Annotated in this window: 9 protein-coding genes; 4 read left to right on the top strand and 5 right to left on the bottom strand. The window is 67.6% G+C overall.

Going from position 1 to position 11,846, the window contains the following annotated elements; translation table 11 throughout:
• Positions 1-1,036: 1,036 nt before the first annotated feature.
• From ACFTSF_RS35300 to ACFTSF_RS35290, 3 genes are read right to left on the bottom strand one after another with little or no spacing between them, the layout of a single operon-like run.
• Positions 1,037-1,315 carry a DUF2470 domain-containing protein gene (locus ACFTSF_RS35300; protein WP_380159193.1) on the bottom strand — a complete coding sequence of 93 codons (279 nt, stop codon included), beginning with the start codon at positions 1,313-1,315 and terminating at the stop codon, positions 1,037-1,039.
• Positions 1,312-4,602, bottom strand: a complete 3,291-nt coding sequence (locus tag ACFTSF_RS35295) for an HtaA domain-containing protein (RefSeq protein WP_380159191.1) — start codon at positions 4,600-4,602, stop codon at positions 1,312-1,314. Before ACFTSF_RS35295 ends, ACFTSF_RS35300 begins: the two co-directional genes overlap by 4 nt.
• Positions 4,599-5,327, bottom strand: a complete 729-nt coding sequence (locus ACFTSF_RS35290; RefSeq protein WP_380159189.1) for a hypothetical protein — start codon at positions 5,325-5,327, stop codon at positions 4,599-4,601. The genes ACFTSF_RS35295 and ACFTSF_RS35290 overlap by 4 nt, the downstream gene beginning before the upstream one ends.
• Positions 5,328-5,374: 47 nt before the next feature.
• Between ACFTSF_RS35290 and ACFTSF_RS35285 the strand changes: the two genes are divergently transcribed.
• From ACFTSF_RS35285 to ACFTSF_RS35270, 4 genes are read left to right on the top strand one after another with little or no spacing between them, the layout of a single operon-like run.
• Positions 5,375-6,061, top strand: a complete 687-nt coding sequence (locus ACFTSF_RS35285; protein WP_380159187.1) for a heme oxygenase (biliverdin-producing) — start codon at positions 5,375-5,377, stop codon at positions 6,059-6,061.
• Entirely contained in the window at positions 6,058-7,209 is a 1,152-nt protein-coding gene (locus ACFTSF_RS35280; protein ID WP_380159185.1) for a hemin ABC transporter substrate-binding protein, read from the top strand. The genes ACFTSF_RS35285 and ACFTSF_RS35280 overlap by 4 nt, the downstream gene beginning before the upstream one ends.
• Complete coding sequence (locus ACFTSF_RS35275; protein ID WP_380159183.1) at positions 7,206-8,243, top strand: FecCD family ABC transporter permease; 1,038 nt, start codon at positions 7,206-7,208, stop codon at positions 8,241-8,243. The genes ACFTSF_RS35280 and ACFTSF_RS35275 overlap by 4 nt, the downstream gene beginning before the upstream one ends.
• Positions 8,240-9,403, top strand: coding sequence for an ATP-binding cassette domain-containing protein (locus ACFTSF_RS35270; protein ID WP_380159181.1), 1,164 nt, complete (start codon positions 8,240-8,242; stop codon positions 9,401-9,403). The genes ACFTSF_RS35275 and ACFTSF_RS35270 overlap by 4 nt, the downstream gene beginning before the upstream one ends.
• On the opposite strand, the gene ACFTSF_RS35265 is transcribed toward ACFTSF_RS35270, so the two are convergent.
• Positions 9,324-10,436 carry a hemolysin family protein gene (locus ACFTSF_RS35265; protein ID WP_380159179.1) on the bottom strand — a complete coding sequence of 371 codons (1,113 nt, stop codon included), beginning with the start codon at positions 10,434-10,436 and terminating at the stop codon, positions 9,324-9,326. The genes ACFTSF_RS35270 and ACFTSF_RS35265 overlap by 80 nt on opposite strands.
• The gene (locus tag ACFTSF_RS35260; protein WP_380159177.1) at positions 10,433-11,770 is read right to left on the bottom strand and encodes a hemolysin family protein; all 1,338 of its coding nucleotides are present in this window, start codon (positions 11,768-11,770) and stop codon (positions 10,433-10,435) included. Before ACFTSF_RS35260 ends, ACFTSF_RS35265 begins: the two co-directional genes overlap by 4 nt.
• Positions 11,771-11,846 lie beyond the last annotated feature (76 nt).

The raw sequence follows: 11,846 nt of genomic DNA, 5'->3' as shown, positions 1-11,846 counted from the left end.
AACAAGCAAAAATCAACCGCACCACCTACAAAGCCACCATCACCATCGACATCCTTGACACACCACCCTGACCACTAACTAACCGGCCTTGGGGTGAACCCACCAACTGAGCCCACCTCCCCAGAATCCGATCGACCATCCCACAATCCCGGTAGGCGAGCCCCAAAGCCGTTTGCTAACGCTCGCCTCTGCGGCATCCGGCTCCCCGCTGCCGCAACGTCCGAAGGACCCACAGGCGTGGTCTCCGGATCGTCGGACGTTCCGGCGGCTGAGGTTGCGTCGGTCGGCAACTTTGGGGCGCTATCCCTCGAAAAAAGTACCGCCCAACGCATCACCGCACTGCCCACACGACGAGGCCCGGCCCGGTTTGGTGAGGCGCGGTTTGGTGAGGCGCGGGGCGGTGAGGCGCGGTTTGGTCAGCGCGCGGCGCGGATTGGCCAGGCGCGCGGTGGTGAGCGCGCGGTTTGGCGAGGCGCGGCGCGGTTTGGTCAGGCGCGGGGTGGTGAAGGCGCGGTTTGGTGAGGCGCGGCGCGGTCCAACTGTCAGCAGGCCTCTCTCGCACGGCAACCACAGCCCGGTAACCCCAGGCGACGTGAAGCCGCGGTCGCCGACCTCGCCATCCACCTGAGCCACCGCGGCGCTCAGCCACGCTGTCTTTTTGGTCGGCCGGGAGTGGCGATCAGCCACAGCGGACGTCCCCGGCCGAGTCCTTTCGGGCCTGTACCTCGACTCGACCGCCGACGGCGGCCGACAGAAACCAGAGGGCGGGCCACGTGTGTGGCTGGGCTGGTTGGCGAGGCCGGCGACCGCGGCTCCACGTCGTCTAGGGCTGACGGGCTGTGGCTGAGGTGCGTGATGCTCGAGTCTTGCGTTAGTCGGAACTTCTTCGGGTCCAGGCGCCGATTGCGTTCCGACTAACGCGCCAGAAACCCCCGAGAACCCCGAGAACGCGAGCCGGTAATCACCTTGAGCACCCACCAACCACCTGCCCGCCACCGAGGCGGTTGAACCGTGCTCAAGGTCCGGGTGGCGGGGGTTATTGGGGTTGGGTTTGTTGGTGCATGCGGGCGAATTCGGAGCGGAACTGGGGGCGGTCGGTGATTGGTTCGGACCAGGGGATGCGGACTTCTACCGGGCGGCCGGCTACCTGGGCTGTGAAGACGGCGGCGGTCGGGTCTAGGGCGGTGAGCTCTGCGGCGGTGGCGTCGGGCTGGTTGCCTAGGATCTGGACGATCTCCAGGGAGTGGCCGCCGTGGTCGGCGTTCATGTGCTTGAGCACTGCCTCGACGATCTCTGGGGTGAATGGGTGCGTCATGCCTGCTTCCTTCGGGTGGCGAGGGTGAGGAGCAGACCGGCTAGCAGCAGTACGCCGCCTCCGATCGGGAGCCAGATGCCCGCACCACCGGTGTTGGCGAGGGAGCCTGTCGGCTTGGTTGGTGTGTCGGTGACCGGCGGCTGCGTCGTGGTCGGCGCGACCGTGGGCGTCGGGGTTGGCGTGGGTGTGGGTGTCGGCGTGGCTGCCGAGGAGACCGAGAAGTTTGCTGAGGCGGTTAGTCCCGCAGGACCTGTCAGCGTTAGGACGTGTTTGCCGACGGGGAAGTCGGTCGGTACCTTCCAGGCGAAGCGGACCTTGCCGGCCGCGTCCGCCTCCTGCTCGCCCACGGTCGTACCAACGGCCGCAGCCGTGGCCGCGCCGAACTCCAACGGCACCCGTACGTCGAACGCCCGGTTCGCCGTCGATCGGTGATCCGCGCGCAGGTACAGCACGCAGCCGCGCGCGGTCTTCGTGCAGTCGGTCAAGTCGTCCTTCGAGGCCACCGTGACAGTCGTTCGAGCGACCAGATCGGTCCCGATTCGTACGACGATGTTCTCGGAACCGGCGTACGGATAGTTGGTGATCCACGCGGACTGCCCGCTCTTGCCGGTCATGTCGGCACCACCGATCGCGGGCGATGCGGTCTGTCCAGCACCGTTGTCGACCGCCGTCATCACGTAGAACCCGTTCGGCGCCGCGGCCGTGTTCTCGCGACTGTTCCGCAACCCGCTGACCTTGATCGCGAGCTGGGCACCGGAAGTCAGCACGAGCTTGCCACCGGCAACCGATAGCGCCTTGCCGTTCGCCGAGCTGACGGTCACCGTCTGGCCGTTCGCGTTGCTGAAGCTCAATTCCGGCGCATCCGTCGCGGCATCCACCGCAGCCGACACCTTCTGCCCCGCCGGGAATCCGCTGCCCTCGGCAACCAATTCACTGCCCTGCTTCACAGCCGATGTCACCGCAACATGAGGATCAGCCCCAGCCACCGTCAGCACAGCAGCGGCCGACGTCGCCGACCCGGCTGCATTGCTGAACACCGCCCGGAACCGCGCCCCATTGTCAGCAGCCTGTACGGCGTCCAGCTTCAACGCGGTCGTCACCGCAGACGGCGACGCGATCGGCGTCCAAGTCTTCCCCTCGTCACCGCTACGCTCCCACTGCACAGTCGGAACCGGCGTACCGGTCGCCGCCGCCGTGAACTCAACGTTGCCGCCAGCAACGACAACCAAACCCTTAGGCTGACTCGTCACAACCGGCAGCACCGGCTGCGGTCCAGGGGTCTTGAAGGTGATCGTGCGGAAGACGTCCTGCGTCCGATCCCCGCGCAGGTCGATCACTTCGTTGTCCGAGGCAAGCGGTGAGTTGAAGCTCGCGAGGTAGCAAGCCACCGCCTTGCAGTCGATCTTCACGCCCTCATTGGTGAACGTCACAGCCGTCTGCACGGAGGTCTCGAACGTCCCCGCCGCCGTCGTCACCACCCGCTGCGCCCCGGAGAACGGCGAGGGGTTCGACGAACCTGACGTCCCTCGTGGCGTCTGAGCGACGTACAGCGCACGGTTCGGCGCGTAGCCCGCGCCCTTGACCCGGACGGTCTGCTCGTCACTCAAATCAGCATGCGGCTCGACGGTGAGCACAGCCGTGCCGCCACCGAAGACGATCGGCTTGAGCAGTTCCTGCGACGCATTCGGGGCAGCACCACCGGCCGCGTACGTCGCGATGCCGTACGTGCCCGATGCGGTGTCAGCCGGCTTCACGTTCAGCTTGGCCTCGAAAGTGCCGTCCGGGTTCAGCGTCACGAACGCGGGATCCGCCCCTGGGCGGGACGCATCCGGCAGTGCCCACTTCTGATCGAGCACGCGGCGCGCGCCAGCCGGCGCCCCCTCGGACGGTCGCCAGATCTTGTCGAAGCTGCCGAACACCACATACACACCAGCAGGCTTGCCAGGCGTCACCGGCGGCCGGGTCGACAGGTTCGACGCCGGGTCGAAGCCGCTGCCCCGAACCGTCGCCACCACACCAGCCGCCGGAACCGTACCCAGCGGCTTGCCGTCCGGTCCCAGTACGTCGACCTTCGGCTGCCAGGTCGGCGTCGTACTCAGCCGAACCGTGAAGCTGACCGGATCGAGCGCCGTACCAGCCGCGTAGAAGCCGGCGAACGCGGGAACACCAGCCGAAGTCAGCGTCGCCGGCGCACCGACGACCGTGGCGACGCCGTCCTTGATCTCCACCGGCGTGGTCGCGAAGTCGAGCGCCGCGAGCTCCACGTCGTCGTACGTCGTCGGCTGCCCAGTCTCCAGGCTCTTGCTGACCACGTCGGCGATGATCTTCCCGGTACTCCCGTTGAGCGCGATCCGCAGGTCGCGCACGGTCACTTCAAGCAGCGGATTCCCCGCCTGCGCCTCGTGCCCCTTGAAATACACCCCACCTTCGAAGCCCACCTTGTCCGCCGTACCGGTCCCATTCGCAAACCGGAACGACCCGTCGGTACGACGACTCGCGGGCGCCTGCACGGCGATCGACCCATGCGCGATCGGTCCCTCGACGTACGTGCGGAACGATGCCTTGAGCCCCCAATCGAGCGAACCGACCGGCGGTGGCGGGGTGGTCGGCGGGGTGTCCCCCGCAAACGTCACCTTCACGCCAAGCTCGTGCGCCGCGTTAACCGCACCGCCGCCCGGATACGTGTAAACGCCGTAGTTGCGCGGATTCTCCGCGACCTTCTTCGTCTTCACCGTCAACTCGAACGTGCCATCCGGGTTCAGCAAAACCATCCGCGGCTTCTGCGCCGGAAAGTCCGTCGAAACCTGGTCGTACGACGGCTGCGGCACCGCCCACTTCGTGTCGAGCAACGTCCGAGTCGTCGCATCCGCCCCAGTCGAAGGCTGCCAGTTCTCGGCGAACGACCCGAACACCACATACACGCCAGCCGGTTGCCCAACAGTCACCGGCGGCCGCAACGAGACATTCGCCGCCGGATCAAACCCAGACCCCTTCACCACCAGTTCCTCACCCGGTGTGATGTCAGCCGTCTTAGACACCTCGATCTTCGGAGTGAACACCTGCGCGCCCGGCGCCGGTGCGGGGGTGGTCGTCGCGGGAGCGGGGGTGGTCGTCGCGGGCGTGTCGGCGGAGGCGTCGTCCGACGCGGGTGCTGCGAACGCGCTCGGCGCGAGGGCCGCGAGGGTGAGGCCCGAGGCAGCGATCACGACTGCGGCACGGCGGCGCCGAACACCCCGCGACGTTGCGAAACCGAGGCTCGAGGTTGCGCGGTCGGGGCGGCGGGTCATGCCGGGGTCTCCTTCTTGGCGGTCTTGCGGCGGGTGGCCAGGACGAGGGCGGCGCCACCGCCGAGCAGTACGACGGCAGCGATGGCGAAGCCGATGGCCAGGCCGCCGGTGTTCGCGAGACTGCCGGTCGGCTTGTCGTCCTTGCCGCCGCTGGTGTTGTTGTTCGAGTTCGTTGGACTGCTAGTGGTGGGCTGACCAGACGGTTGGGTGCTACCCGCACCGATGAAGGTGACTGGGATGAGGACGTCGGCGCTTCGGTCCGCCGTTCGCGTGTGGTCGGCTCGGGTGCCGATGGCACAGCCGAGCGGAGCCGCCTTCTTGTCGAGGCAGTTGGTGAACTGGTCCCTGGCCTTCACGGTCAACTGCACCTCGAACGAACCCTTGCCACCCGACTGCGTGAACGGCCGCGCCAGCCCCTCGCCGTACGACGGTGGGTTCGACGAGATCCACACCGACGAACCGGACTCGCCCTTCATGTCCACCCCACCGAGACACGGTGAAGGTAGTTGCCCTGGGCCCTTGTTTACGCAGAAGGCGACGTAGATGCCCTTGGACAGGTCGAATCCACTGCCGCGCACGGTCACCTTGGTGCCGGCCGGGTTCAGCCCGGTCGTCACCGATGCGGTCACGGTCTGCCCGTTCGGTCCGCTCGCCGCCTGCGCGGTCAGCGGCGAAAGAACGACCGCCCCCACGACGGCCAGCAACAGCCCCACCCGGAATCTCACACCGAACTCCTCACCTAATTCAGTTTGGTTAGGCTAACCTAACTCAGGTGACCCCACAATCGGGCCCGTCGGCCACCGCTCAGCCGCCGTTCTCGCAACGCTTCCGGGAACGCAGTCAGCTCATGCACCGCGACACCGGTGCGAGCGCCTACCTCGCTGCCCTGACCAAGGGGCACCTCGACCTGAGCGGGTACGCCGCTCTGGTCGCCCAGCACGCGGTGATCTACCGCGCCCTCGAGGAGCTCGGCGAACAACTCGCCGACGACCCGATCGCCGGCCGTTTCGTCTTCCCGGACCTGTACCGCCGCGAGTGGTTGCAGGCCGACCTCGAGCACCTCAAGGCTCGCGGTCTCCCGATCCCAGAGCCGACACCGCAGACAATCCGCTACGCCGAGCGGCTCAGAGAGCTCGCCACCTGGCCCGGCGGCTTCATCGCGCACCACTACGTCCGCTACCTCGGCGACATCGCCGGCGGCCAGTCGATCGGCCGCCAGGTCGCGACGCACTACGGTCTGGTGCCCGGTGGGGACGGCGTACGGTTCTACGTCTTCGACAAGATCTCCCCGAAGCCGTTCCGCGAGAACTACCGGCGATTGCTGGACGAGACGCCGTTCGACGAGACCGAACAGCAGCAGGTCCTGGACGAGGTACTGGTTGCCTACCGCTACAACATCGACGTACTGACCGAGCTCGCCGAACAGGTCCTCCCCCACTACCCTCAGGTCGCGTCGTGACACTCGACCTGTCCCGCGTCTCCCGTACGGCGATCCTCGTCGTACTGCTACTGCTCGTCGCCGTCGGATGCGCCGGACCGGCCGCCTCGGCTGAGCAGCCGACCGCTGTCGATGCCTGCCGCCCACCAGTCAAGGGTTTCGCCGTCACCACGGATGGCGACGGCAAGCCATTGCCCAAGGCAACCACAGCATCGGCTACCGGCGCGGACCCGCACACACTGACCGGGCCGGCCACGGCGACGCTGACCGACCACGCGATCCACCCGGTTGCGTCGACGGCCCAGCCGAAGCTGCCGGTGGACGTGAAGTCGTGTGACGGCAAGCAGGTGCAGGTCAAGGACGCCAGCCGGATCATCGCGGTCGACCTCTACGGCACCCTGGCCGAGATCGTGTTCAGCCTCGGGCTGGGCGACAAGGTCGTCGGCCGGGACACGTCGACCGGGTTCCCCGAAGCGGCTCATTTGCCCAAGGTCACGCCGAGCGCCCACGACCTGAACGCGGAGGCGATCCTGTCGCTGGACCCGACCGTCGTACTGACCGACAAGAGCATCGGGCCGCCCGAAGTGATCGAGCAGTTGCGAGCATCCGGCGTACCGGTGATCTTCTTCTCCGACGCCCGGACCATGGACGGGATGCCGAGTCAGATCCGCGCGGTCGCGGGCGCGCTCGGCGTACCGGAGCGTGGTGAGGAGCTGGTCAAGCGGACGTCGGCCGAGATCACGTCTGCCCTGGCTTTGGCGCCAAGTGGTGGACTCGGACATCAAAGGAAGGCGCTGCGGATGACGTTCCTGTACATCCGCGGTACGGCGGGGGTGTATCTGATGAGCGGTCCGGGTTCCGGCGCGGACGCGATGATCAAGGCGATCGGCGGGATCGACACCGGGACGGATATCGGGCTGGACAAGTCGTTCGTGCCGCTGACGAGCGAGGCGCTGATCCGGGCGCAACCCGAGGTGATCATCGTGATGACCGAGGGGCTGAAGTCGGTGAAGGGGGTTGACGGGCTGCTCAAACTGCCCGGGCTCGGTCAGACACCGGCCGGTCAGCACCGCCGGATCATCGACATGAACGACACCGAACTCCTCGGCTTCGGCCCGCGCACCGGCCGGACCGTCGCCGCCCTCGCCAAGGCGGTCTACACGCCTTGAGCCGGTTACGTTCGGTTGGCCTGCTCGGCTTACTGACCGTTGCGTTGGTCGTGCTGGTGATCGTGGCCGCGGGAATCGGGCAGCTCCGGATCCCGCCGGCCGAGATCATCGGTTCACTACTGCACCGAATAGGTCTGGATGTTGGTCCGATGCCCAGTCATCCGCAGGGGGACAACGCGCTGTGGAAGGTGCGGTTCCCGCGGGTCGCGCTCGCCGTACTGGTCGGTGCCTCGCTGGCGACCGCGGGCGCATTGATGCAGGGCGTCTTCGGGAACCCGTTGGCCGAGCCGTCGGTGGTCGGGGTGTCGTCGGGAGCTGCGGTCGGGGCCTCGCTCGTCATCGTGACCGGGGTGACGTACCTCGGCAACTGGACGATCGCGACGGCTGCGTTCATCACCGGCCTCGGTACGACGTTGCTCGTGCACTCGTTGTCGCGAGCCGCCGGGCGTACCGAGGTGGTCACGCTCGTGCTGACCGGGATCGCGGTGAACTCGTTGGCCTTCACGCTGATCTCGTTCGCCACCTTCATCGCGAACACGAGCGCCCGCGAGCAACTCGTCTTCTGGCAACTCGGCAGCCTGAACGGCGCCACCTGGCCGGCCGTGAGCGCGGTTCTGCCGTTCACCATCGCCGGGCTGATCGCATCCGTCGTACTGGCTCGGCGCTTGGACCTGCTGTCACTGGGTGATCGGTCGGCGGGACACCTCGGCGTGGACGTCGAGCGCCTGCGGCTGACCGTGATCGTCGTCGTCGCCCTGCTGGTCGGGGCGAGCGTCGCGTTCTCGGGAATCATCGGCTTCGTCGGTCTGGTCGTACCGCACCTGATCCGAATGGTCGCCGGCCCAGGGCACCGCCTGCTGCTCCCAGCCAGTGCGCTGGGCGGTGCCGTGCTGGTGATCGTCGCGGATCTGCTGGCCCGAACGTTGATACGCAACGCTGATCTGCCGATCGGCATGATCACCTCACTCGTCGGCGCCCCGTTCTTCTTCTGGCTCCTGCGCCGCACCCGCACCCGCCAAGGAGGCTGGGGATGAGGCGCCGACTCCCGTGCCGCCTGCCAACCGGTACGACGATCGCCGAGGCGCTCGACGTGTCGCTCACCCTCGGCGGTACCCGCATCCTCGACGGGGTCAGCCTGTCCATCCGCACCGGCGAGGTACTCGCGTTGGTAGGTCCCAACGGCGCCGGCAAGTCCACCCTCCTCAGCGTCCTCTCCGGCGACCACACCCCCGACGCGGGAACAGTCCACCTGGCCGGCCAACCCCTCACCCACTGGTCCCCCGTCGAAACCGCGATGCGCCGAGCCGTGATGTTGCAGCAAGCAACCATCTCCTTCCCCTTCACCGTCGCCGACCTGGTCGCCATGGGCCGCGCCCCCTGGTACGGGACCACCCGAGCGGACGACGACGAACCCGCCGTACAAGCTGCCTTGGAGACCGCCGACATCACCGAGTTCCGCGACCGAGTGTTCAGCTCCCTCTCCGGCGGCGAACGAGCCCGAGTCTCCCTAGCCCGAGCCCTCGCCCAACAGGCGCAACTGCTGCTCCTCGACGAACCAACTGCCGCGTTGGACCTCCACCACCAAGAAGCAGTCCTCCAACTAGCGCGAACTCGCGCCGCCCACGCCGATGCGATTGGCGAGGGCGGTGTCGCGGGGAGTGCTGGACCCAAGGGCAGCGCGTCGGCTGATGCGGTTGAGGGTGGCTGCGTCGCAGGAAGTGGTCGCCCCGAACGCGGCGCGTCGGCTGATGCGGTTGACGGAGGTGTCGAGAGCCCGCCCACTTGCGCTTCCCAGTCCAGCTCACGTCACGTGCCTCCACCTCCCGCACACACCTCCGGCGCCGCGGGCACGTCCGCCGGCGCAGGCGAGCTCAGCGGCACAGACTCGCTTGGCGGCGACTCCTACTCCGCGCCGAACCACGTGCCTCGACCGCCGGCGACTGCGCCTCATCACACTGCCTCCCCCGACCACGCGGGTGGTGGCGGGGATGCGGTGGTGGTTGTTGTGCATGACCTGAATTTGGCGGCTGGTTATGCGGATCGGGTGGTGGTGCTTTCGGGTGGGAAGGTTGTTGCGGATGGGCCGCCGGGGGTGGTGTTGACGGCTGAGTTGCTTAGTGAGGTTTATCGGCATCCGGTGGAGGTGTGGGCGCATCCGGGGACTGGCGGTCCGGTGATTTTGCCGCGGCGCTGACGATGGGGTCGGTTTCGTCGTCGAACTCGCCGATGACCTGTTCCAGCAAGTCTTCCAGGGCTACTACGCCTAGCGGCTCAGCGCCGGTGCAGACGACGGCCAACTGAGAGCGGTGGTCTCGCATGGTGCGGATGGCGGTGGCTACGGGGGTGTCGGGGGCCAGGTCGAGGGGGGCCGTCATCAGGTCGGCGGCTCGGAGCGTCGTACCGCCTGTGGTGGTGGCTCGGGCGGCGTCTCGGACGTGGACGATGCCGCAGATCGTCGTACCGGTCATGACGGCTAGGCGGGAGCGGCCTTCGCGGCGGCTGGTTAGTTCTACGTCGCGGGCCGAGGCGGTGGAGACGACGGTGGCTAGGCGATTCATTGGGACCATGACCTGGGCGATGGTGATGTTTTGCAGGGCGAGCATCGCGGTCAGGAGGTCGTGTTCCGGGGCCTCCAACGTGCCGTGGTCGCGGGACGACTCGATCAGCAAGCGGAGTTCGTCGGGGCCGTGGGCGCTGGCTAATTCGTTCTGCGGGGTGACGCCGACGAGGCGGACGCACAGGTTGGCGATCCAGTTGAGCGCGAGCAGGAGCGGGCGAACGACGTACGTGAAACCGCGGAAGGGCAGCGCCAGCGCCTGAGCCGCCCGCTCGGGGTTGCTGATCGCCCACGACTTCGGCGCCATCTCACCGAGCAGCACATGCAGCAGACCGATCCCGCCGACCGCGATGATCAGCGCGATCACATGACCCACGCCCTCGGGGATGTGCGCCAGCTCGAACAACGGATGCAGCAGATGCGCGACCGCCGGCTCACTCAGCGAGCCCAGCCCCAGCGTGCACAACGTGATCCCGAGCTGCGCACCCGCGAGCATCAGCGACAACTCACTGATCCCCGCGATCGCAGCCCGCGCCGACCGGCTCCCCGACGCGGCGACCTCCTCGAGCCGATGCCGTTTGGACGCGACCAGCGCGAACTCGGCCGCCACGAAGAACCCGTTCAGCGCCAGCAATCCGACCGAGATGATGAGAGCGAGCGTCGTACTCATGCCACCCGCTCCATCCCGACGAGACCGGGCACCCGGCGTTCCAACGTCTGTACGACGAGCCTGACGAACTCCACCGGAATCGGCCGCCCCTCGTGGTCGAACCGGTGTGGGAGCTCCACGATGATCTCGTCACCGACCACCGGGATCCGGCCGAGTCGCGCCATCACCAGTCCGGACACGGTCTCGTAATCGTCGGACGAAGGCAGCGCCACCCCGGTCGCCTCCTCGACCTCGTCGAGCCGCCACCGCGCGGGCAGTACCCACGAACCTTCACCGCCCTGGACCGGCGAGGTCTCCGGCAGATCGTCCTCATCCCGAATCGCGCCAACCAACTCCTCGGCGATGTCCTCCAGCGTGACGATGCCCGCGAAACCGCCGTACTCGTCGACCACGATCGCGAGCTGGCGGTGCGCCGTCCGGAGCCGTTCCAGTACGACGGGAACTGGAAGCGTGGACGGTACGACGACCGGCGGCGAAGCGAGTGAGCCGACGGTCACGTGCGCGCGGTCGGCCGGTTCGACCTCGACGACGTCGCCGATCGCGATCACGCCGACCACCTCGTCGACCGAACCCGCGATCACCGGGAACCGGCTGTGCCCGGTGTCCTGCAGCTCGACCACGCGCGTCAGCGGCTCATCCTGGTGCACGGTGATCACGTCGACCCGCGGCCGCATCGCCTCGTCGGCGATCCGCCCACGGAAGTCCAGACCGCGGTCGAGCAACCGCATCGTGTCCTCGTCGAGCAACCCCTGCTCGTACGACGAGACGATGATCCGGTCCAGCTCCTGCGCGGTCGCACCCTGCGGCAGTTCCTCGACCGGTTCGATCCCGACCCGGCGCAGAATCCGGTTCGAGGCGGCGTCGAACACGCGGATGATCGGCCCGGCGACGGTCAGGTACAGCAGGGTCGACCGCGACAACCGCAGCGCGATCGCCTCCGCCTTCGCGATCGCCAGGTTCTTCGGCGCCAGCTCACCCAGCACCATCTGGATCACCGTCGCCAGCAGTAGCGCGGCGATCACCGACACCGAAACACTCACGGCCTCCGGAACCCCGGCCGACCCGAGCACCCCCTCGAGCCCCTCGCCCAGATACGGCTCCGCGAAGTACCCGGCCAGCAACGCCGTCACCGTGATCCCGACCTGTGACCCCGACAACACGAACGACAACCGGGACGTCACCTTCAACGCCCGCACCGCCGCCGCATCACCGCCGTCCGCCAACGTCTGCAGCCGGTTCCGGTCCACCGCCACGAACGAGAACTCCTGCGCCACGAAGTAGCCGGTGGCAACAGTCAGCACGAGGATCAACCCCAGGCCGCCAAGAATCAGCATGCCTCGACCCTAGGTGATCACCCCACCGGGCCGACTTGGCGACACCACCGACAGGAGGTGTGGGGCCGCGCCGCGA

Origin of the sequence: Kribbella sp. NPDC056951 (assembly GCF_042674205.1) — a bacterium.
GTDB classification, from domain to species: Bacteria; Actinomycetota; Actinomycetes; order Propionibacteriales; family Kribbellaceae; genus Kribbella; species Kribbella yunnanensis.
The sequence above is the reverse complement of the archived record's forward strand: the minus strand, read 5'-3'. Positions and strand labels throughout refer to the sequence as shown.